Annotated in this window: 27 protein-coding genes and 3 pseudogenes; all 30 read left to right on the top strand. The window is 29.9% G+C overall.

What is annotated here, in order from left to right; translation table 11 throughout:
- Nucleotides 1-5: 5 nt before the first annotated feature.
- The 30 genes and pseudogenes from HALHA_RS09705 (at nt 6) to HALHA_RS13510 (ending at nt 22837) form a co-directional block, all read left to right on the top strand.
- Nucleotides 6-869, top strand: a complete 864-nt coding sequence (locus HALHA_RS09705) for a M50 family metallopeptidase (RefSeq protein ID WP_015327601.1) — start codon at nt 6-8, stop codon at nt 867-869.
- A gap of 78 nt (nt 870-947) precedes the next feature.
- Nucleotides 948-2591, top strand: coding sequence for an Rne/Rng family ribonuclease (locus HALHA_RS09700; protein ID WP_041607784.1), 1644 nt, complete (start codon nt 948-950; stop codon nt 2589-2591).
- A gap of 145 nt (nt 2592-2736) precedes the next feature.
- Nucleotides 2737-3048 (top strand): 50S ribosomal protein L21, encoded by a 312-nt coding sequence (gene rplU, locus HALHA_RS09695; RefSeq protein ID WP_015327599.1) that lies wholly within the window; start codon nt 2737-2739, stop codon nt 3046-3048.
- Entirely contained in the window at nt 3048-3368 is a 321-nt protein-coding gene (locus tag HALHA_RS09690; protein ID WP_015327598.1) for a ribosomal-processing cysteine protease Prp, read from the top strand. The genes rplU and HALHA_RS09690 overlap by 1 nt, the downstream gene beginning before the upstream one ends.
- A gap of 15 nt (nt 3369-3383) precedes the next feature.
- Nucleotides 3384-3674: a 50S ribosomal protein L27 gene (gene rpmA, locus HALHA_RS09685; protein WP_041608218.1), complete on the top strand. Its 291-nt coding sequence runs from the start codon at nt 3384-3386 to the stop codon at nt 3672-3674.
- 171 nt (nt 3675-3845) lie between these two features.
- A complete protein-coding gene (obgE, locus tag HALHA_RS09680) occupies nt 3846-5132 on the top strand; it encodes a GTPase ObgE (RefSeq protein WP_015327596.1) in 1287 nt (428 codons plus the stop codon).
- A gap of 10 nt (nt 5133-5142) precedes the next feature.
- Entirely contained in the window at nt 5143-5433 is a 291-nt protein-coding gene (yhbY, locus tag HALHA_RS09675; RefSeq protein ID WP_015327595.1) for a ribosome assembly RNA-binding protein YhbY, read from the top strand.
- Between the two features lie 19 nt (nt 5434-5452).
- Nucleotides 5453-6568: a glutamate 5-kinase gene (proB, locus tag HALHA_RS09670; RefSeq protein ID WP_015327594.1), complete on the top strand. Its 1116-nt coding sequence runs from the start codon at nt 5453-5455 to the stop codon at nt 6566-6568.
- Between the two features lie 17 nt (nt 6569-6585).
- Nucleotides 6586-7842 carry a glutamate-5-semialdehyde dehydrogenase gene (locus HALHA_RS09665; protein WP_015327593.1) on the top strand — a complete coding sequence of 419 codons (1257 nt, stop codon included), beginning with the start codon at nt 6586-6588 and terminating at the stop codon, nt 7840-7842.
- Between the two features lie 141 nt (nt 7843-7983).
- Nucleotides 7984-8655, top strand: coding sequence for a cytochrome c biogenesis protein CcdA (locus HALHA_RS09660; protein ID WP_041608217.1), 672 nt, complete (start codon nt 7984-7986; stop codon nt 8653-8655).
- A gap of 19 nt (nt 8656-8674) precedes the next feature.
- Nucleotides 8675-9283, top strand: coding sequence for a TlpA family protein disulfide reductase (locus HALHA_RS09655; protein ID WP_015327591.1), 609 nt, complete (start codon nt 8675-8677; stop codon nt 9281-9283).
- The gene (locus tag HALHA_RS09650; protein WP_015327590.1) at nt 9283-9846 is read left to right on the top strand and encodes a prolipoprotein diacylglyceryl transferase family protein; all 564 of its coding nucleotides are present in this window, start codon (nt 9283-9285) and stop codon (nt 9844-9846) included. The genes HALHA_RS09655 and HALHA_RS09650 overlap by 1 nt, the downstream gene beginning before the upstream one ends.
- 454 nt (nt 9847-10300) lie before the next feature.
- Nucleotides 10301-10426, top strand: a complete 126-nt coding sequence (locus HALHA_RS13860; RefSeq protein WP_281098754.1) for a hypothetical protein — start codon at nt 10301-10303, stop codon at nt 10424-10426.
- Nucleotides 10427-10614: 188 nt separating this feature from the next.
- Complete coding sequence (locus HALHA_RS09645) at nt 10615-11901, top strand: IS110 family RNA-guided transposase (RefSeq protein ID WP_015326059.1); 1287 nt, start codon at nt 10615-10617, stop codon at nt 11899-11901.
- Between the two features lie 457 nt (nt 11902-12358).
- Nucleotides 12359-12895 (top strand): hypothetical protein, encoded by a 537-nt coding sequence (locus tag HALHA_RS09640; RefSeq protein WP_156801234.1) that lies wholly within the window; start codon nt 12359-12361, stop codon nt 12893-12895.
- Nucleotides 12896-13157: 262 nt separating this feature from the next.
- Nucleotides 13158-13343: a hypothetical protein gene (locus tag HALHA_RS09635; protein ID WP_015327588.1), complete on the top strand. Its 186-nt coding sequence runs from the start codon at nt 13158-13160 to the stop codon at nt 13341-13343.
- A gap of 74 nt (nt 13344-13417) precedes the next feature.
- Complete coding sequence (locus tag HALHA_RS13100) at nt 13418-14224, top strand: CPBP family intramembrane glutamic endopeptidase (protein ID WP_015327587.1); 807 nt, start codon at nt 13418-13420, stop codon at nt 14222-14224.
- Nucleotides 14225-14397: 173 nt separating this feature from the next.
- A complete protein-coding gene (locus tag HALHA_RS09625) occupies nt 14398-15183 on the top strand; it encodes a LuxR C-terminal-related transcriptional regulator (protein WP_015327586.1) in 786 nt (261 codons plus the stop codon).
- Nucleotides 15184-15427: 244 nt separating this feature from the next.
- Nucleotides 15428-15559: a hypothetical protein gene (locus tag HALHA_RS13855; protein ID WP_015327585.1), complete on the top strand. Its 132-nt coding sequence runs from the start codon at nt 15428-15430 to the stop codon at nt 15557-15559.
- A gap of 40 nt (nt 15560-15599) precedes the next feature.
- Complete coding sequence (locus HALHA_RS09620; RefSeq protein WP_015327584.1) at nt 15600-15776, top strand: class IIb bacteriocin, lactobin A/cerein 7B family; 177 nt, start codon at nt 15600-15602, stop codon at nt 15774-15776.
- Nucleotides 15777-16364: 588 nt separating this feature from the next.
- Nucleotides 16365-16883: a DUF5673 domain-containing protein gene (locus HALHA_RS09615; protein WP_156801233.1), complete on the top strand. Its 519-nt coding sequence runs from the start codon at nt 16365-16367 to the stop codon at nt 16881-16883.
- A gap of 184 nt (nt 16884-17067) precedes the next feature.
- A pseudogene (locus tag HALHA_RS09610) lies at nt 17068-18064 on the top strand (IS3 family transposase).
- Nucleotides 18065-18188: 124 nt separating this feature from the next.
- On the top strand, nt 18189-18431 hold the full coding sequence (locus HALHA_RS09605) for a hypothetical protein (RefSeq protein WP_015327581.1): 243 nt from the start codon (nt 18189-18191) through the stop codon (nt 18429-18431).
- 170 nt (nt 18432-18601) lie between these two features.
- Nucleotides 18602-19484, top strand: a pseudogene (locus tag HALHA_RS13340) (transposase).
- 97 nt (nt 19485-19581) lie between these two features.
- Nucleotides 19582-19996: pseudogene (locus HALHA_RS09595) on the top strand (cysteine peptidase family C39 domain-containing protein); the annotation flags it as partial.
- A 244-nt stretch (nt 19997-20240) separates the two neighbouring features.
- Complete coding sequence (locus HALHA_RS09590; RefSeq protein ID WP_015327580.1) at nt 20241-20483, top strand: hypothetical protein; 243 nt, start codon at nt 20241-20243, stop codon at nt 20481-20483.
- Nucleotides 20484-20569: 86 nt separating this feature from the next.
- Nucleotides 20570-20884, top strand: coding sequence for a hypothetical protein (locus tag HALHA_RS09585; RefSeq protein WP_015327579.1), 315 nt, complete (start codon nt 20570-20572; stop codon nt 20882-20884).
- A 542-nt stretch (nt 20885-21426) separates the two neighbouring features.
- The gene (locus tag HALHA_RS13090; RefSeq protein WP_052326475.1) at nt 21427-21660 is read left to right on the top strand and encodes a DUF4372 domain-containing protein; all 234 of its coding nucleotides are present in this window, start codon (nt 21427-21429) and stop codon (nt 21658-21660) included.
- Between the two features lie 761 nt (nt 21661-22421).
- Nucleotides 22422-22631, top strand: a complete 210-nt coding sequence (locus HALHA_RS13635) for a bacteriocin (RefSeq protein WP_015327578.1) — start codon at nt 22422-22424, stop codon at nt 22629-22631.
- A gap of 29 nt (nt 22632-22660) precedes the next feature.
- Complete coding sequence (locus HALHA_RS13510) at nt 22661-22837, top strand: hypothetical protein (protein WP_015327577.1); 177 nt, start codon at nt 22661-22663, stop codon at nt 22835-22837.
- The last annotated feature ends 66 nt before the right edge of the window (nt 22838-22903 follow it).

Here is a 22903-nt window from a genome sequence, read left to right as displayed (position 1 = left end):
GCATTATGTTCAAAATAGCTGGAGTTAAATTTAAGTTAAATTTATTATTTTTGTTAGTTTTATTTCTTTTTTCTATTACAGGATTATTTGTTAAAGCATGCTTTAGCTTTATAGTAGTTTTTTTGCATGAGCTAGCTCATGCAGTTATAGCTTATAAAAAGGGAGTTGAAGTTAATGAAATTGAGTTGCTGCCCTTTGGTGGAGTAGCTAAATTTAGGGATTTGATTCAGTTGGCCCCTAAGACTGAGTTTCAGGTTTCTCTAGCAGGGCCAATTTTTAATTTTATATTAGCAGCACTCACTTTATTGTTAATCAGATATCAGATGATAGCTTCTAAACAAGGTTTATTTTTTATTAAGTTAAATTTAATTATTGGTATATTTAATTTATTACCTATTTTTCCTTTAGATGGTGGACGAATTTTACGTTCTAAACTGACTGCTAAGTTAGGTTTTAAAAGAGCAACTTATCAGGTATTGAAATGGAGTAAAGCTATAGCTTTTTTAATTGGGATATTAGCTATGATTGGGGTTTATTATGGTTATACTAATATTACATTATTGATTATTTGTTTTTTTGTCTATTTTACAGCTCTTAAAGAGGGGAAATACACTCCATATGTTTTGATGCAATATATTGCTAAGAAAAAGGGGCAAGTTTTAAATCGACAGGTCGTTAGAGTAGAAGAATTAATTACATATGCGGATACTCCAATTAAAGAAGTTATTGATTGTTTAGTCCCTAATCAATTTCATACGGTTTTAGTAGTTGATAATGAATTTAATAAATTAGGATTGGTAACTGAAGATAGATTAATTGATGCTTTAATTAATGATGATTTAAACTTGCCAATTAAAAGATTAGTTTAAATTTTTATAGATATGGGGAGTTATTGACTCCAATAGAAATAGTTTAATAACAAAGGGGGTGGTTGATGTGGGAAGGAAATTGTAATTAATGGTCAGAGTTTAAAAAAGAGAATTGCTATTTTAGAAGATAGAGAATTAATTGATTTATTATTTGAACAGAATTTTTCAACTCAATTGGTAGGTAATATTTATAAAGGACGAGTGGAGAATGTAGTTTCTGGAATTCAAGCAGCTTTTGTAAATATTGGTACAGAACAAAATGTATTTTTACCGATTAATAGTGTACTACCATATCATGAAGAAGCTAAGATTGAGCAAGTTCTTCAGCCTGGTCAAAAAGTAGTAGTTCAAGTTGATAAAGATCCAGTAGGAACTAAAGGGCCAAAAGGTAGTTCTAAGTTAGAGTTGCCCGGTAGATATCTGATTTTAATGGATGAACCAGGCCATATAGGAGTATCAAGAAGAATTGATGGTCCAGAACGAGGCAGATTAAGAGTATTGGCGAGAGAGATTATTCCCGATGATAAGGGTGCTATAGTACGTACTGAGGCTGCCTATCGAAAAGAATCGGAAATTAAAAGGGAGTTAAATTACCTTTTAGGTCTCAGAAAGGAAATAGAAGCAAAAAGCAGACAAGCTTCGACACCATCTCTAATTTATGAAGAGTTAGATTTAATTAATCAAGTGATTAGAGATCGATTTAATAAAGAAGTTGATAGGTTAGTAGTAGATACTGCTAGTGATTACCAACAAGTAATGGATTTTGTGGAGCATCTAGCTCCTGATTTAAAAGGAAAAGTTTATTATTACCAAGAGTCCGAACCTGTTTTTAGTAATTATGGTATTGAAGAGCAGATTCAGAATTTATTAAATCGTGAAGTTGAACTGGATAGTGGTGGTTATATAGTAATTGATTCTACTGAAGCACTAACTGCTATTGATGTTAATACTGGTACATACAGTGGAGATAATATAGCTGATACTATTTTACAGACTAATTTAGAAGCAGCCAGAGAGATTGCTAATCAGTTAAGATTAAGAAATTTAAGTGGAATTATTATTATAGACTTTATTGGTTTAAAGAGGGATGAAGATGAAGAAATATTATTAAATGAACTAGAAGAAGAGTTAGCTAAGGATAAGACGAGAACCTCTTTGTTAGGAATGACAGAGCTAGGGTTAGTAGAAGTAACAAGACAAAGAGAAGAAAATACTATTGGACAGCTATTACAAAAGAAGTGTTCTTGTTGTCAAGGCCAAGGGAAAGTATTAACCAGTGAAACTATTATACAACAAGCGTTTACTAGGTTAAAGGCTGAATACTGGCAGAAGGAGACAGAAGCAATCTTATTGAGTTTAAACCCAACTATAGTAGGTGAATTAATTAAATTAGCAGCAGATAAACTACAAGATTTAACTACTGAGTTAGAAGCAGAAGTTTATCTATTAGGGAATGATGAACTAAATCAGGAAGCTATTAAATTAGAGTCAGGAACTAAAGATGAGATTAAAAATTCATTACCTGTTAAAGTAAGAGAGCGATTGGTAGTTAAAATAGAAGAAAAGTTTAATCAAAAAGATGGACTAGCTAAAATCGATGGTTATTTAATTAAAATTTTAGAGGCAGCAATGCTAGTAGGTGACAAAGTTAAGGTTGAGGTAATAAAATTAACTAATCTGTATGCTATTGGTAAAATAATAAGAACGATTAATACAAAATAATTCTCTTGACATTGGATTGAGGATATGCTACAATTTATATTCGTAAGTGGTTATATCGACCACTACCAAAACCGCACGGTACGGGTTTAAAAATCTTTTATGATTGCCTAGTTACCGGCGAGTCATAGGTAGGGAGGTGCAAATAATGTACGCAATTATTCAAACAGGTGGAAAACAATATAAAGTAGAAGAAGGACAGCAACTTGAAGTTGAAAAATTAGATGTTGAAGCAGGAGAAACTGTTGAATTTAATACAGTTAAAGCTGTATCTGGAGAAAATAGTTTACAAGTTGGAACGCCTAATGTAGATGGTGCTAAGGTAACTGCTGAGGTTGTTGAGCAGACAAAAGGTGATAAGATAATTATCTTTAAGTACAAGCCAAAGAATAATTATCGGAAGAAGCAAGGTCATCGTCAACCTTACACTAAAGTTGAGATTAAGAGTATTGAAGCTTAATGATTACTGTTAAAATTGAACGAAATAAAGATAATAATATAATTGCTTTCTGGGCGCAAGGACATGCTGAGTATGCTCCTTATGGAGAAGATATTATATGTGCAGCTATTTCAGCTATTTTACAGACAGCTGTGTTTGGTTTACAAGAATATCTTGAATTAAAGCCAGATGTAAGCACTGATGATGGTTGGTTAAATTGTCGGTTGCAATCTAAATTAGCTTGTGACCAAGAAGTAAAAGCAATCTTAGAGACAATGTTAGTAGGTTTAAAAGAGACGGCAAAAGCCTATTCAGATTATATAAAAATAGAGGAGGTGTAGAAAATGTTAAAAGCAATGAATCTACAACTTTTTGCGAAGAAGAAGGCAGTAGGTAGTTCAAACAACGGTCGAGATAGTATTTCCAAACGTTTAGGACTTAAAAGACATGATGGTCAAAAAGTAAAATCTGGTAGTATTCTTGTTCGTCAAAGAGGTACTCAATTCCACCCTGGTTTAAATGTTGGACGAGGTGGAGATGACACTCTATTTGCTAAGGAAGAAGGGTATGTATCCTTTGAACGAAAAGGTAGAAATAAAAAAATGGTTAATGTTTATACTGAAGAAGAGCTAAAAATGATGGCGTAACTACTAAGAGGACTCCCAGTTGAAACTGGGGGTTTTTTATTTTCAATTGACAATTAGCAGCTGACAATTTACAATTAAGAGTAAGAGATAAATTTAGAATAGAGTGAATTAGTTAGTTAAGATTGTGGTAATATAATTTAGAGAGTTACTACATAGTAGGAGTTGGTTATTGTGTTTGTAGATGAGGCAGTTATTAAAGCTAAAGGTGGAAATGGTGGTTCAGGAACGACTAGTTTTCGTCGAGAAAAGTATGAAGCCGCTGGTGGTCCAGATGGTGGTGATGGTGGAAAAGGCGGAGATGTTATTTTAGGAGTTGATGAAGGATTAAATACTTTGATTGATTTTAGAGAGAGAAATCTATTTGAGGCTGACCATGGAGAAAATGGTAAGAGTAAGAATCAACATGGAAAAGATGCTGAGGATCTTATAGTTGCTGTTCCTCCTGGTACAACAATAATAGATGCAAAGACTGAAGAAGTAATAGCAGATTTAATAGAAGATGGTCAACAATTAGTAGTTGCTAAAGGTGGCCGTGGAGGACGAGGAAATACTAGGTTTAAAAGTTCTACAAGACAGGCTCCTAAGTTCTCTGAGGATGGAGAACCAGGTGAAAAAAAAGAAATAAAATTAGAATTAAAGTTATTAGCTGATGTAGGATTAGTTGGTTATCCAAGTGTAGGTAAATCAACCTTAATCTCTCGTATTTCGGCTGCTAAACCTAAGACAGCTGCTTATCATTTTACAACATTAGAACCTAATTTAGGTGTTGTTGAGACTAAAGGTTTTGATTCATTTGTAGTAGCGGATGTTCCTGGTTTAATTGAAGGAGCTCATAAAGGGGTAGGATTAGGTGACCAGTTTTTAAAGCATATAGAAAGGACTAAAGTATTAGTTCATGTCATAGATGCTTCAGGTCGAGAGGGACGTGCCCCTATAGATGATTTTAAGAGAATAAATCAAGAGTTAAAAGAATATAGTAATAAGTTAATGGATAAACCACAGGTGGTTGCTACTAATAAAATAGACCTTCCTCAGGCTCAAGAAAAGTTACCACAAGTTAAGTCTAAGTTAGAGGAAGAAGGTTATGAAGTATTTCCTATTTCTGCTGCAACTGGAGAGGGCATAGAAAAGTTAATTGATCGAGTTTATAATTTAGTTCAAGAGGCTCCAGAACCTGAATTAGAAGAAGAGCGAGAAGAGGTAGTAATTCGTGGTCCACAACCAGATGAAGATGGACTAGACTTTAATATTACAAAGGAAAATGGTATTTTTAAAGTAACAGGTAATAGAATTGAAAGAGAAGTTGCTATGGCTGATTTAACTACAGATGAAGGTTTACAACAATTACTTAAGAAATTTAAGAAGTTAGGGGTTGAAGAAGCCCTGCAAAAAGAAGGTATTCAAGAAGGAGAAACAGTTGATTTAGCTGGATTACAATTTGAATATTATAAAGGCTAGGAGGTCAAAAATGAAAGGTAAACAACGTGCTTATTTAAGGGGCCAAGCTAACCAAATGGACCCTTTATTTCAAATTGGGAAGAATGGAATTACTGATAATGTAATTGAACAGGTAGATGAGACTTTAGAAGCTCGGGAGTTAATTAAGCTAAGAGCATTAGAAAATAGTTTGTATACTGCTAAAGAAGCAGCTTATGAATTAGCTGAGTCTTGTGATGCAGAAGTTATTCAGACTATTGGTAATGTGTTTGTTTTGTATCGTCGTAATGATGAGGATCCTAAGTATAATTTACCTTCTTAAGTAAAGATAGGTGGCTAGTATGCGAAAAAAAATAAAAGAAGCAGAAAGAATAGTGATTAAGATTGGTAGTAGTACTTTAACTTACCAAAATTCTAAGTTAAATTTAGGGCGGATAGAGAAATTAATTAGAGAAATTGTTAATTTGAAGAATCAGGGTAAAGAAGTTATATTAGTTAGTTCTGGTGCAGTTGCAGCTGGATACGGGAGATTAAAACTAGAGGCTTCTCCAGGTACAATTCCTGAAAAACAGGCTTTAGCTGCTATTGGCCAAGGAACTTTAATGAGAACTTATCAGACAATCTTTAGTGAGTATGGATATCAGGTAGGTCAAGTTTTATTGACCCAGAAGGATTTAACAGATAGGAAGCGATATCTTAACTCTCGTAATACTTTATATCAGTTATTAGATTATAATGTGATTCCAGTGATTAATGAAAATGATACTGTAGCAGTTAAAGAGATTAAATTTGGTGATAATGATACCTTATCTGCTTTAGTAAGTAGTCTCGTTGGAGCTGATTTGTTGGTTATTTTATCTGATATAGATGGTTTATACACTGCTGACCCTCGTAATGATGATTCAGCTAAATTGATTAGTCAAGTTGAAGAAATCTCTTCAGAGATTGAAGAATTAGCCGGAGGCGCTGGAACTGATCGCGGCACAGGAGGAATGGCTACTAAGATTGATGCAGCTAAGATTGCTACCAAAGCAGGGTTACCATTGGTTATAGCTAATGGAAGTTTGGATCAAGTGGTGACTAAAATTAGTGAAGGCGAAGATTTAGGAACTCTCTTTTTGCCTGATTCAGGGATGACTAGTCGAGAACAATGGATAGCATTTAATTTAGATATTGCTGGTAAAATAGTGATTGATGAAGGGGCTACCTTGGCCCTTACTAAAGAGGGAGGTAGTCTATTAGCTTGTGGTATTGTAGAAGCTAGAGGAGAATTTTCGGTTGGTGATGTAGTTGATATTATTGATCAATCCGGAAGTAGGATTGCTAAAGGATTGGTTAATTATGACCAACCAGAAGTAGATAAGATTAAAGGCTTCCAGTCAGAAGAAATTAAATCTAGATTGGGTTATCAAGCTTATGATGAAGTAGTTCATCGTGATAATTTAGTTTTATTATAAGAAAAGGAGGAGAGAAGATGGAATTAAAAGAAAAAATTATAAAACAAGCTAGTGAAGCTAAAGGGGCATCAAAAAAATTGGCCCATTTAGGATCTGAGGTCAAAAATCAAGCTTTGTTGGCCATGGCTGATGCACTAGAAGAAAGAGTAGAAGAGATACTACAGGCCAATGAACAGGATATGGAGTATGGCCGGGAGAATGGTTTATCAGAGTCTTTACTTGATAGATTATTACTAACTGAGGCTAGAGTTTCTAAAATGGCCCAAGGTTTAAGGGAGGTAGCACAGTTTTCTGATCCAATAGGAGAAGTTTTAGAGATGAAAAAAAGACCTAATGGATTGAAAATTGGTAAGGTACAAGTTCCCTTGGGAGTAATTGGTATTATTTATGAAGCACGTCCTAATGTAACTGTTGATGCTGCGGGATTATGTCTTAAAGCAGGAAATACTGTAGTTTTAAGAGGTAGTTCCAGTGCTATTAATTCTAATAAGGCTATTGTTAATGTGATTTCTAGAGCTGCTTATGATGCTGGTTTACCAGAGGGTTCTATTCAATTACTTGAAAGTACTGAGCGTAAAGCAGTGCAAGTTATGTTTGAATTAAACGACTACTTAGATGTTTTAATTCCTCGGGGTGGAGCTGGTTTAATTCAAGCAGTTGTTAATAATTCTACTGTACCTGTAATTGAAACAGGAGTAGGAAACTGTCATACATTCATTGATAGTCAAGCAGATTTAGATAAGGCAGAGCAGATTGTAATTAATGCTAAGACACAACGAACTGGTGTCTGTAATGCTATGGAGACCCTATTAGTTCATGAAGATGTAGCAGAAGAATTTTTACCAGCTATAATTGAAGAATTAAGAGAGCGAGATACTTTAGTAAAAGGAGATAAAAAGGTAAGAGAGATTGTCTCCGATGTTAAAGAAGCTACGACAGAAGATTGGGCTACAGAGTTTTTAGATTATATTTTAGCAATTAAGATAGTTAGTAGTTTAGATCAGGCTTTAGAACATATTGATGAGTATAGTACTAGCCATTCAGAAGCAATTGTAACTGAAAATTATACTAAAGCTCATAAATTCTTAGATTTAGTTGATTCTGCTGCTGTTTATGTTAATGCTTCTACCCGATTTACTGATGGGGGCCAATTTGGCTTAGGAGCTGAGATAGGAATTAGTACTCAAAAGTTACATGCTAGAGGGCCAATGGGTGTTAATCAGTTAACAACAACTAAATTTATTATTTTTGGTGATGGACAGATACGTCAATAACAAGAGTAAGGGAGGCGAGAGCCTCTCTTTTTATTTTTTGATTCATTTGATAATTAATATCAATTATGATAATCTTATATTAAAACAATATTCTATTATTTAGATATAAAGATTATTTTAGGAGGTGTAGAGGTGGAGAACATTTCAGTTGTAGTTGCTTTTATGGCTGGAGTAGCTTCTTTTGTTTCTCCTTGTGTGTTACCATTAGTACCAGCTTATATAGGATATATAACAGGTAGTGCAATTGATAAGGGGAGATTATTTACAGTGGTTAGGGCATTAGGGTTTGTAATTGGATTTTCAATTATTTTTATTACCATGGGAGCATCTGCTAGCTATATTGGGAGATTATTTAGTCAGTATAAGCTATTATTTACTAAAGTAAGTGGGATATTAATTATAATCTTTGGTTTGCATATGACTGGTTTGTTCAAATTAAAATTATTATATCAAGAGTTTAGAGTACAAGGGCCAAGGCAAGCCACAAATTGGTTTAGTTCTATCTTAATGGGGATGGCTTTTGCAGCTGGTTGGATACCTTGCGTGGGCACAGTATTAGGTTCTATTTTATTGTATGCTGGGGCTGAAGCAACTTTAAAAACAGGGGTTTTATTATTAACTGCCTATTCTTTAGGCTTAGGTCTTCCCTTTATACTAACAGCTATCTTTATTAATCAATTTAGTAATTTTTCTAACCACATTAATAACTATTTACCTATAATTTCTAAATTTAGTGGTGTGATTATGATTGTATTTGGGGTTTTACTTTATCTAAATAAGGTTCAGCAGTTAAGTCAATACTTTTATTTTTAAAGAAAGGTTGGTGTTTAAAGTGAAAAATAGTTTCAAATTTCTATTGATTGCTATCTTAGTAGTAGGGATTGTTAGTCTAGGAGTTTTATATCATAAGCAAGGCTTAAGTAAAAATAATTCTAAAGTAAAAGAAAAACTAGAAAATAATCAAGAGCAAAAAGAGCAGGAAGAACAAAAAAATAATTCAGCTAGAATAGGAATTAATGTAGGAAATATTGCTCCTGATTTTACCTTAGTTAATCTAAAGGGGGAGCAAGTTTCCTTATCTGATTATAGAGGACAGTTTGTGATGGTTAACTTTTGGGCTACTTGGTGCCCACCATGTCGAGCTGAGATGCCAGATTTAGATGCATTTTATGATAATAATAAACAAGATTTTGTTATCTTAGGTGTTAACATTGGAGAAAGTAAGGCTAAAGTAAAATCATTTATTGAAGAAAATGGTTATGATTATCCTATTTTATTGGATCAAGAGCGGGGGGCAGCTTTTAAATATCGAGTTTCTGTAATTCCTACTTCTTATTTTGTTGGCCCGCAAGGTAAAATTCAGTATGTAAAACGAGGAACAGTTAATCAAGCAGAATTAAACCAGATTAAGAAAAATATTGCAAGTAAGTTAGAGAAGTAATGAATCCTTATATTTTTGAATATAAGTCTTTAGCAATTAGCTGGTTCATTGTATTATCTATTCTATCAATTGGGTTAGGATATATTTTTAGCAAAAAAGAATTAATAGGAATTTTATCTAAGGAGAAGATAGATAATTTAACACTAAAGTTGATTATAGGAGGATTTATTGGAGCTAGGATTTATTATGCCTTGGCGAATTGGCAGTTTTATGTAGATAACTATTTATCTATTTTTCATATTTCCCATTTGACTTTAAATTTTAAAGGGGCACTTATTTTAGCAAGTGGGATATTATATTTAACTTCTCGTCGAGAAGATATATCTTTTGAAAAATTACTTGCTATTTATATTCAGGCGATAACTTTGGGTTTGATTATTGGAGTATGGAGCCACTATTTTGATAATTTACTTACTTATTTAGAATCTTTAACTTTTTCTATACTTTTTGTGCTTGTTATGTTTTTAGAAATTATTATTAAAGATAGAATGAAAAGTTATAAAGTTATTAGTGGAGTATTTTTTCTAGTTTATCTATTACTTGAATTTTATTATGGAGTATAGAAGTAACCAAAGATTAGTCATGAGAGACCTTGGTCTCTCATTTTTTATTTTTTGAGTTTGTAAAAAATATAGTTAATATTTTGCAATCAGTAATAGTATTTAGCTAAATTAATAATTATTCATATAATTTAATTTCAGAAAAGGAATTACTTGCAATATTTATTTTAATTTAGCATTATAATAGTGTGCTAGGTTAATGGTGCACTGTTATAATAAGAAGGAATGATTTTGGGAACAAAATAAAGAAAAAATACCCAGGTGCAACTGCTTTAAAAGGAGTTAATGTTAGATTTTTTGCAAAGCAAATCACAGTAGGAGTTAGTAGAAATTTAAATTGATTACTATTTCGTTACTAAAGTAGAGTTCACAAAGAAGGATAAATATAATAATATATGAGGTAAACTTCCTGAGAGGTAAAATATTTGAAAGGAGTGAATTAAATGAAGAAGAATTAATGATGGTAGATGGTGGAGGAGAAGCAGATTCTTATCTTTCAGGTTGGGGATCATTTTTAGGTACAGTATTTATAGGTGGGAATCGATTAGAAGGTTTTATAGGAGGTTATGCTACGAAAGTATAGGAACAAATGTACCAGATGAATATGGAGTCAACACTACTGGTTATTATGGGGGAAATTCATATTAAGTTTTTATTAGAGATCAATATATTAAGGAGCATTCCTGTTAGGTTTAAATATGACATTCGACAAAAAAAGAACTCCTTGGTATAATTTTGGTTGCAGACACCAAATACCAAGGAGGCCGACAAATGAATTATACCCAAAATAAGAAGATTAAGCAAATTAAATCGACAACTTTAGTAATTGGAATTGATATTGCCAAGAAGCAACATGTAGCGAGAGCCCAAAACTATCGGGGGATTGAATATGATAAACCATTAAAATTTAAGAATACTCAGAATGGTTTAGAAAGACTTTTAAATTGGATTAAGAAAGTTAAAATAGAAAATGAGAAAGAAGAAGTAGTTATAGGAATGGAGCCAACAGGTCATTATTGGCTAAATATAGCTCAATTCATCACAGAAGAAGAAATAAAACTAGTACTAGTAAATCCTCATCATGTAAAGAAATCGAAAGAGTTAGATGATAATAATCCAACAAAGAATGATGTTAAAGATGCCAAAGTAATAGCTCAATTGGTTAAAGATGGTCGCTTTTCTGAACCAAATATTCCTGAAGGAATTTATGCGGAAATGAGAGTAGCTATGACGCATAAAGAAAAGCTAACGCAAGATTTAACCAGAGTGAAAAACAGAGTAATGCGTTGGTTAGATATATATTTTCCAGAATTTAATGAAGTATTTAAAGATTGGACTGGAAAAGCAGCGTTAGCTACTTTAAAATATTTTCCTTATCCAGATCAGATAGCTAAGATGGAAGCAGAAGAAATAGTAGCTAAATGGCGAGAAGAAGGTATTAAAAGAGGTGTGGGAATAAAGAGAGCTAAGAAGTTAAAAAAGGCAGCTGTGAGGTCAATAGGTGTAACCGAAGGATTTAAGATGGGGAAAGAAGAGATTAGCTATCATATAAAACAATATTGTTTTATAAACGAAGAGTTAGAAGTTTTAATGGAGAAAGTAGAAAAGTTGTTAGAAAAGATACCTGGGGTTGAAAAAATGCTGACAGTAGATGGAGTAGGAGTTAAAACAATAGCAGGTTTCATCTCAGAAGTAGGTGATTTGTGGGATTATGAACATCCAAAGCAAATTATAAGTTTGGCGGGTTTAAACTTAAAAGAAAATAGCTCAGGTAAGCATAAGGGGGAAACCAAAATAACAAAGCGAGGACGTCCCAAATTAAGAGCTTTATTGTATAGGGTAGCAATGCCTCTGGTGGCACAGAATGATGAATTTAGACAATTGCATAAATATTATACTACTCGTCGTGAAAACCCGCTTAAGAAAAAACAATCTCTGATAGTTTTGTGTTGTAAATTAATCCGAGTTCTTTTTACATTAGGTAGAAAGCAAGTAGAATACGATGGGAAAAAGATGTTGAATGATATTAAAAGACCTAATGTGAAGAATGCTGCTTAAAGGTAAGTAAATCAAATTTATATATTGGTTCTTTTAGCTTTATTCATTATAGGAATTGTACTTTAATAAACGAAGCCAGGAGAAGCTGGAAAGAATTTTTCCATAAGGGCATGACCCAGTTAAGGAGCATATCCAGCCTCCACCCATGGACAGGTAGAACGAAGGAATTTAGGGGCGTAGACCCTGCGAGATATGGGAGGTTAAACTGCCATGGTATTTGTGGAGATCTAATTTGGCGACCATATTTAAAAATGCTAAATTCTCTTTTAGGTATAGTTTATCAAAGATATTCCAAATATTTATTTATCTTCAATTAATATCTATTTGTCTAATGGAAAAATGTTTATTAAAAACTCAAATTCTAAGAATGAGTGAGTATAAGAGAGCTAGTTTAACTTACAAGAGGGAGGAGATGTAAATTACTTATTCACTTTTTTTAGTGTTAGGGGTTTATTTTTTGGGGGTAGGCTTTTTTTCTTTGGTTAATAAAGGGACTTTTATTATTGAAGGTAAGTATATTACTTCGATTATATTTTGTGCATTATTTTTAGATGCTATTTTATTTGTATTATTTCAAATTTATATTACTAATATTTTTATTAGTCTATTACTAAATTTTTTTATTAGTTGGTTAGTAATTATTGTTACTAGTAGATGTGGATATTTAACTATTTTTAGCATCAGTGAAAAAAGTTTATATGATAATATTTGCAAAATTATAGAGAAACAAAATTTAAGTTATAGAAAAGAAGAAGGGAAGATAAAATTGGTTAATTATGATTCTAAAATGAAATTAGATTATTTTGGTTTTCAAAAAACTGCTTATCTGTATTTAAGGTTTAATGATGAAGATAGTAAGATGAAAAAGAATTTAACTGTTAAAATTAAAGAAGTTTTAACCAAAAATAAATTTGAGAAATATTTATTTGCTGGAATAGTTAAAATAATAATAGGAATAGCTTGGGGAGGGTTGTTTTGGTTAATATTTTTATAATTTCCTATATGATCCAGTTTATTTTTTGGAGTATTAATTTTAGTTAGTCTTGGAGAAGAATTTGATGCTGGTGATGAGACAACAGGTTTTTTGAAGATTTTTTTGTAATAAGGCCTATTTAAGTTTGATTTTTTATCATTGATAGTTACTTTAGTACAGTTTGAAAGGGAATGTTCAAAAGAGACTATACTAAAGTACAGTTCACAAAGAAGGATAAATGTGGTAATATATAAATGAAATGGTTAAGAAGGAGGTGACTTTAATGAAAGAATTGAATGAACAAGAGTTAATGATGGTCGAAGGAGGAGGGCTTTGGAAAGAGGCAGGGAAAATTATAGCTGAAGAAGTTATTATGTATGCTATAGAAGAAGCAATTGAAGGAACTAGAGAAAATGTACCAGAGAATTCTAGTGGATTCAGTTATAAAACGACGGGATATTATTACTAGTGATTTATAAAATTAAAGTCAGAAGTTAACTTCTGGCTTTAATCCTTATATTATTTTAAAATTGGAGGGATATAATGAATTTACAAAATTTTAAAAAAATCAAATTAATAAATTCTGGCATAATTTATATTTTTTATATTGTAATGTTATTAATTTTTCCGATTAAAGAGTATGTTAGTTCATCACTAGTTTCTAGTGTTATTTATATGTTTATCTTTTATGGTGGAATATTATTTTTAATAATATCTAAATTATATAAATCTGATATTCAGATAAAAAAGGTTATAGGTAATTTATCTAAAAAAAATGAATTAGTAAAGATTTTTTCTATAACAATAACGCTAGTTATATTTAGTGTAGGAAGTCTTTTATCTAGTCTATATTTCTTTAATATTTTATTTCCGTCTATAATAAATAAGATTATAGGTTTTATTAATGAAATTCCAAGTAATAATATAACCTTAGATATCATAAGGTCAGTTTTTTTAGTTCCAATTGTAGAAGAAGTTCTTTTTAGATATCTTTTATTAGGAAAAATGACAATTAAATTAGGAATAAAAAAGTCTATTATAATAAGTTCAATTATTTTTTCTATTTTACATATAAATTTTATAGGTTCATTTGTTTTTGCAGTTGTATTATCTCTTGTATATTTAAAAACAGGAAAATTAATCCTACCAATTTTAATTCATAGTTTTAATAATGTAATAGCTATATTTTTAAAATGGTTAGAAAAATTTATTCCTACTACTACGAGTTTAATTGATATTATAAAAAAGGGAATATTACCTTTTAAGGGTTTTGGATTAATATGTTTCATTTTTTCAACTATATTAATTGTGATATATATATATAAACTTTGGTTACAACTAGATGATTAAATTCCGGATAATCATAGTTGGCTCGGAATTTAAAGTATAATAAGTAGATAATGTGGTTTTTATTGGTATTATTAATTATATATATAATAATTGATTAAAAAAGGAAGGTAAAATGGTTGAGATTATCTAATTAAATTATTTAGTAATGGCTATTGCAAAAGGAGGTCCTGATTATGAGATTAGAAGAAAAAATTTTGTTTTCCTTAGGAAGATGTAATAATAAAGGTTTATCTAAAAATATGAATGAACCTAAAATTAGATTGATAAGTAAGGAATTACAAATTAGATTAAACGAAAATAAAGTATTGATTTCTATCTTTAAAGATAATATTAAAAAAATTAAAAATTTTATTAATGGTGAATATCTTTTTTTATTAGTTGATTCTAAGGGGATTTTATTGAGTGAGTATACTGGAAAAAAAGGACAACAATTAGATAAAAGTTCTATCAAAATGGGAGTTAGTTTTTCTGAAGAAAGTAGTGGAACTAATGCAATTTCAGTAGCTATGGATTCAAAAGAAGAAGTTTACTTAACTCCAGAACAACATTATTGTGATTTTTTACAACAGTGGTACTGTTTTGCCCTTCCTTTATATTTTAATAAAGAGATAATTGGTTATTTAGATGTATCAACAATAAGTTTTAAATTAAAGCAAGAATTAATGGGGATTGCTTTATTGTTAAGAGATAATATTATTAAAGATTTAAAAGTACATAAAAAATTAGTTTCCTCCCAACAAAAGAATTTTAAAAGAAAAGTAGCGGATAAACAGATAAAAATTGTGAAGTTTCTAGCTCAAGGATTAACTGAACAAGAGGTAGCTCAAGAACTATCATGTAGTAAAAGTACTATTAAGTATCATAAAAAGAAGTTATTTGCTTATTTAGATGTAGGCTGTACCAGGGAGGCAATTATTAAGGCTTTACAGCAGGGACTAATTAAGTTAGCAGAAATTTAAATTGATTACTATTTTGTTTTAGGAGTAATAGTATATATATGTTTTTATTATTAATGTTCACTTTAGACTATACTTTCGTGTGGTTTTTGGTTAGACATCTAATTAGTTCTGTATTTTAGTACAGTTTGAGAGGGGATGTTCAGAAGAGACTATACTAAAGTACAGTTCACGCCAAAGGATAAATGTGGTAATATATAATTGTAAACTTCTCGGGGAGTAAAAATATTTGAAGGAGGAAGATTTGATGGAGAAATTAGAGGAACAAGAATTAATGAATATCGATGGTGGAGTTGCTATAACAACTGGAGGTTTAATAGCAGGAGGTTTATTTGTTACTGGAGTAGGTATAGGAGTGGCTTGGGCTTTATCGGATTAAAAAACAAAAGAAATATACTTTAAAGGAGGAGGTGTTTATAATGAATGAACTTTCTACAGTAGGTAATTTTGAAGAATTATCTGAGGATGAGTATCTTAATGTAGATGGAGGACTTGTTATTACTGGAACTGCTGTGGCTGCAGGTGTTGGTTGCCTTGCTGGAGGAGTTACTGTTGGATACGCAATTGGTACTGTAATAGAATCAGTAATGGAATAGAATTGATTTTATAGTATCCTTCCTACTTTTTAATGAATTGGAATGTAGGGAGGATTTATATAGATAAAGGGAGGAATAATTTGTATGGATATAAATTTTAAAAATGTTATTTTTATTATTGGTTGGTTATCCTTTGGTTCATCTGTAATTATTATCTTACTTAAATATTTCACAAAGATAAATATTCCTACAAAGAGTATGTTGCTTTCTGTTTTGTTATCTTTTTTTGTTTTATACATGAGCTATTTAATAAAATAAATACAAGGATTTATTAGTATTTTAAAACTGACAGGTAAACAAAGGTGATATACATGAAGAAAATTTTAAAATTTAAAGAAAAAAGTTAAAAGATTGTTTAAATCATATTACTGCATTAAACAACACGATATAACAGATTGTGCAGTAGCTTGTCTGACTTACAATATCTAAATATAATGTTTCTAAGCCAATGAAGTAAATTTTAAAATGATTTTTATAGTTTCATCTTTGATACAGTTGTTTTAAAAATATATGATGAAGGAAAAATTTATTTTAAAAAATAACATTTTCAATAGTATTTTATTAAATAAGGGGGAAAGAAAAATAATGTTGTTTAGTAAAATTTTATTTGTTTTAGGAATATGTATATTAGGCATTTATTTGATCTATTATTTAAGATGCAAATTAAGAATATTGAGTTTAAAAGATAAAATATATTTTCAGGGAATTAAGAATTATGATAATAAATTAAGTAGTATTATTTTTGTTTCTGATGATATAGGAATAAATTTTATATTGTTTACATTATTTGGAGGTATTTTATTTGGCATGATTCAACTTGTATTTTTTGATTTAGGATTATCTTCTTTTTTAAGGCAATTTAGTTTTTTTCCAGGTATGGTAGGGTTTATTATATACTCAAGAAAATATCATTATTTAATCATAACTAAGAAGGGGGTAAATGTTTTTTTTAGGTTTATAGATTGGGAAGAAATTAAATCATATAATTTTAAAGCTAATGATAAATTAAGCATTAATTTATCTAATTCAAATAAAAAATATTCAATTGGGATTCCTAAAGAAAATATAAAAGAAGTAGAAAAATTATTCAAACATTATATGATTTAATTGTAAGAAATAATTTTATTGTGATTTCCTTGGGATGTGCTAGTTTAAATTAAAGATTAATATAAGAGTAATTTTTATTTTTAATTGTAACTTATTCATTGTATCTATATAGCCCCCTAACTGACTTGTAGAAATCGTTTGTTAGTAGTATAATGGAAATAATTTAAAATTAGGGGGACTAAAAATGCCTAGAACAAATTATTCTGACGAACTTAAAAAGCAAGTGGTAGAAGAATGCAGAAAGATAGATAATATTTCTTTAGTAGCTCGGCGCCACGAAATTTCTAAAAGCACTGTTTATGCTTGGGTTAAAAAAGCTCGTAAGACAGGTTCTGTTAACTCATTGCCGAAGGATTAAAAGAAAAAGCTCAAATAATCCTAATGGTAGACCTATCCCTGGCTATTCTTATAGCTATGCTGGTGAAAAAGTCTCAGATGAACAGATAAAAGAATGGTTATTAGAATTAGTTGCAGGTGATGGTTTTTCTTATGGTTATAAGAAATTAACTACTTGTCTAAAAGAAGATTATATGCTTAAAATCAACCATAAAAAGGTATATAGATTGTACAAAGAGCTTGATATATTAAGACCTCAAAGAAAGATAAAGAATCGTCACCCTAGAAGGTTAGCTAAGAGAGATGAGATTAGTAATTCTAATCAACTTTGGGAGATGGATCTTAAATATGGTTATATCACTGGAACAGATCAATTCTTCTTTCAGTTATCAGTAATAGATGTCTTTGATAGGTCAATAATTGACTACCATTTAGGTTTAAGTTGTAAAGCTGAAGATGCCTGCAGAGTATTAAAAAAGGATCTTGCTAAAAGAGAATTAACTAAAGGTATGGATTTACCTGTTATAAGAACAGATAATGGTCCATAGTTTACATCTAAACTCTTTGATAGTACTTGTCAATCTCTAGGCATGAAGCATCAAAGAATACCAGTAAAAACTCCGAATATGAATGCTCATATTGAATCATTTCACTCTATATTAGAAGATGAATGTTATAGTCGTAATGAATTTCAAAGTTATATAGAGGTCTATGAGATTGTTAGTGAGTATATGAGATATTATAATAACAGGCGTAGACATGGTAGTTTAAATAACCAAGCTCCAACTCAATATTATCAAGCTGTTAAAGATAAAAAGATTAAGCCTGAAGTCTTTATTGCATAAAATAAGAAGTTACGAATGATTGAGTATGATATAGATTTTCTCCAATATTAGGGGGTTAAGCTGGAAAGATAGTGAAAGATTTAAATTATTATATAAAGTCAATTTATAAAAACGGAGGGATATAGTGGATAACAAGAAAAGTTCGAAGTCTTTCACTTTAGTTTTAGTACTTTTCGCACTTGGATTAAAAAATTTAAGTATTATAGGAGAACTTTGGGTTTATATGGCAGCTTTTATGGCTAGCCTAGGTATTTATTTAGATTTTATTCAAAAACAATCTAAAAATATATTAAGTTTTTGGAAAGTATTATTTGTAATTACCTGTTTAATTTATATATGGCTACTAGGTGATATTGTTATAAAATAGCTTATAATAATATTACTTTATATAGGATAAAATGTTAACTTATAAAATAAAGGTTATTAATATCTATAGGTTGTTGAATAACTAAAATTTCCAAATTAAAAAGAAAAAGTCGCCCATTTCTGGTATCATGTTAAGTGCGAGCAAAACAAAATCCAGAAAGGACGAGTAACATGATTATACCAGTTAATATTACAAAAGAAAATCCCTTTTATAGAAATTATAAAAAAGTTGAGACTATCTATAACAAATTTTATTCTCAAACAGTTGATATTAAAATAGGCAGACCTAAAAAATATTCAGATTTACAAATTATAAAATGCCAATTATATAAAGTTATGAACAAAATATATTGCTTAAGAGAATTAGAATGGGAACTTAATAAAGACCCTTTTTTTCTATTCGAATAAAAAAATTAGAAATATCAAAGTTTCATGAACTATATAAACAATTTGTTCTATTATTAAATCCTAACACCCGAATTTCTTCTATTGATAGTACAGCTTTAAGGAGTTCAAAATTTGATAATGAAGCTAAAAAAGGGATTTCTACTAGACTAAATTGGTATTATGGATATAAACTTCATACTATAAGTTCAAATGATAAAATTCCATTAGCTTTTCAGTTTACTACTGCAAATGTACATGATTGTAATTGTCAGGATTTAATTAAGCAAGTAGATAATCATGATATCTTCGTACTTTTAGGTGATGGTGCTTATAATTATTTAAACTAGTAAATAAACTAGAGTTTAATTTATTAACTGATATTAATCTTAGAAAAGCTAAGTCAGAACAAAATATCAAAAATAAATATAGAAAACAAAATCTTGAATATTTAAGGTCACCAATAGGTAATAAAATTTATAAGCAAAGAATAACTATAGAACATTTATTTTCAATATTAAAAGAGAGATATAATTTAGAGAATCCAAGATTATATGGTTATAAAAGATACAAATCTCATGTCATATGGACATTATTGTTATATTTAATTGAGAAATTAATAGACCTTGAAAATGGGATTGATGATAATAAATTTCCATGGAATAAATAAATTCTATAGATCAAGATTTTAAATTTTAGATTAAATATTTGAAAAGCTTACAAATTAATTATTCAACAAGGTCTATCTAAGTAAAAAAGGTGATAAGATGAAGAAAATATTGAAACTAATTATAAGAAAAATTAAGAGATTATTTAAATCGTATTATTGTATTAAACAACATGATATAACAGATTGTGCTGCAGCCTGTTTGGCTACAATTTCTAAACACTATGATTTGGAAATACCAATTACTCAAATAAGAGAAATTGCTGGAACGGATAAGCGAGGGACAAATGCTTTAGGAGTAATCAAGGCAGCTAAAGAGCTTGGTTTTGAAGCCAAGGGAGTAAAAGGCCAATCAGATGATTTAACTTCTGAAGTACTTTTGTCTGCTATAGCTCATGTGGTAAAAGATGATTTAATGCATTATGTAGTAATTTGAAATAAGTAAAGATGAAATAATAGTTGCTGATCCAGCTGAAAGAATGGTCTATTATGATCCTAAAGATTTTTATGAAATTTAGACAGGAGTATTAATATTAGTTAGTCATGGAAAAATTTGAGATTGGCAATGAGATAACATTTTTTGTAATAAGGCCTATTTAAGTTTGATTTTTTATCATTGATAGTTACTTTAGTACAGTTTGAAAGGGAATGTTCAAAAGAGACTATACTAAAGTATAGTTCACACCAAAGGATAAATGTGGTAATATATAATTGTAAACTTCTCGGGGAGTAAAAATATTTGAAGGACGAGATTATAGTATGGAAGCTTTGTCTAATGTTGAGATGAATGAATTGAATGAAGAAGAGTTAACGATTGTTAATGGTGGGGGTTGGGATGAATTTGGACAAGCTTTAGGGGGTACATTAGAAATTGCTGCTGCTCCTATTGTTTTTACAGCTGGTTCTATGACTGGACAATCTTATGAGGCGGCTAAAGCATCAAAAGCAATGGTTAAAGATGGTTGGAAATTGATTGAAACTGCTAGTGAAAATGCTTATTAAAATAGTTTAGTTTTGAAAGGGAGATATACTGGTGATTAATTTTTAAGTATATCTCCCTGAAATTATATTTTTTGGGAAGTTGTAAAATGAAATTAAAGAAAATTTTAGGATTGATTTTAATTATTATAGGTATTTTTTCTTTTTTAGCTGGTTTCTTATTTATGTTTATTTCAATTTTAAATGGTGGAAATCTAGCTTTTAGTCATATATCAACTGTATTGATTTCGGGATTAGTAGGGATTATTTCTATAGCTTTAGGAATGAATATAACGGGAAATAGAAATTTAAAAAGAAATATTGGAATAATTCTTATTATAATTAGTGTATTATTTTCTATTAATTTATTCATTACATATTATATATCTAATATTCCAACGGGAATGCTAATGTCGTTTTTTTAATTGGTTTTGCTTTATTAATATTAGGGATATTACTAATTGTTTCTCAAAAAAATAGTGATTAAATAAAAATTATGTTCTATTATTATTCAAAATAAGGTGGGATTAAATTGGTAGAAAACCTTTTGATTATCATCATTTTTTTCCTTGGCTTTTATTTTATTTTATATCTGAATATATTAAATTAAAAAATGGTGGAATTAGAAAGAAACAATTTGTCATGAAGACTGTTGTTCCAAATTCAATAACAATTATATTAATGATTTTAGATCTTTGTTTAGCTAGAAAATATGACATTTATTTATCTTATCTATTCTTAATTATATTTTTTATATTAATTACTTTAAATAAATCGGATGATTATGATTAAAATTAGTGAGATTGGATTATTGAACCTTTAGTTAATAATTTTATCTAATAATAATATTAATTTACTATCGTTGCATCGTTTTTTTAGATAAATTTACCTTTGCAAAATGAAAGCTCCTCTGCTTAAATGAATGAGTGCCCTCACAGCACAATTCATTAAACAAAGGAGCTAAAAAATGAAATGTACTAGTGAGTATACCATATTATTAAACAAATTCATAGGTATAATAGGTGATAACTTTTTAGACGATTTGGTAGATAAATACGATTCTGATTATAAAGTCCATAAATTTAAAACTAAAGAACATTTACTATGCTTACTTTATTATCATCTTACTGAAAAAGATAGTTTAGAAGATTTTGTTTCAGAACTAAAAGGAAATAACAAACTTAATAAGGTTTTACCATGAATTAGCAAGTTAAAAATATCTCGAAAAAATGAAGATAGAGACTATAAAATATTTTATAATATTTTTCAGCATCTATTTGAACGTCTTAAATCTCAAATTGGGTATAGAAAAGCTTTAAAAGAGGTTGGTTCTGTTAAACTAATTAATTCTTCAACAGTTAGTTGCTATTTATCGTTATTTCCTTGGGCGAAATTTAGAAGTTCTAAAGGTGGCATAAAACTGCATACTCTCTATGATTTAAATACAGAAGACCCAGAGAATATAATTATCAGTAATGCAGTTATTCCTGATAAAGAAATATTAAATTTAATGAGTTACTTTAAAACTATTAGTTTCTTATATTTTACAATGCAATGCCAGTGATATTATGCAGTGGTTTATGAAATAAATGAAGGTGAAATAGTAGTTGCAGCTCCAGCTGAAGGAATGGTCTATTATGATCCTAAAGATTTTTATGAAATTTAGACAGGAGTATTAATATTAGTTAGTCATGGAAAAAATTTGAGATTGGCAATGAGATAACATTTTTTGTAATAAGACTTATTTAGGTTTGATTTTTTTATCATTAATGGTCACTTTAGACTATATTTTCGTATAGTTTTTGGTTAGATATCTAATTAATCCTGTATTTTAGTACAGTTTGAGGGGAGATGTTCAGAAGAGACTATACTAAAGTACAGTTCACACCAAAGGATAAATGTGGTAATATATAATTGTAAACTTCCCGAGAAATGAAGTTTTTGAAAGGAGTAAATTGCGTTATGGAATCTTTGGCTAATGTTGAGATGAATGAATTAAGTGAAAAAGAGTTGATGACAGTTGATGGTGGGTTTGATGGTGACAGTTATGGTGATTTTGTTGAATCATGTGGTAAGGTAGTTGGTCGTGGATTGGAAGCTGTAGTTGATGAAGCAAATGAATCAGCAAGAGAAGACTTTGAGAGTGGTACATGGTCTTCAAGGAGTATGTAAAAATTATATTTTAGAGAGGGGGAATTGAAATGAATAAATCAACCCTAGTAGAAATAAAGGAGGAAGAATTAAAAGAGATCAATGGTGGTTCTTTTACAGGAACTTTAATTACTATTGGGGCTATAGGTACTGGGGCTTATACTGTATATAGGTTTGGAAAAGGAGTAGTAGAAGGTTATTCTGAAGCAGAAGCTGAAGATAAGTAATCTTATAAGTGGTGGGACCCCCACCACTTATTTATAGACAAATATTCAATATGCTAGGAGGTAAAG

It is taken from the genome of Halobacteroides halobius DSM 5150 (assembly GCF_000328625.1).
Classification (GTDB): Bacteria; Bacillota; Halanaerobiia; order Halobacteroidales; family Halobacteroidaceae; genus Halobacteroides; species Halobacteroides halobius.
This window is presented reverse-complemented; position numbering and strand designations above follow the sequence as displayed.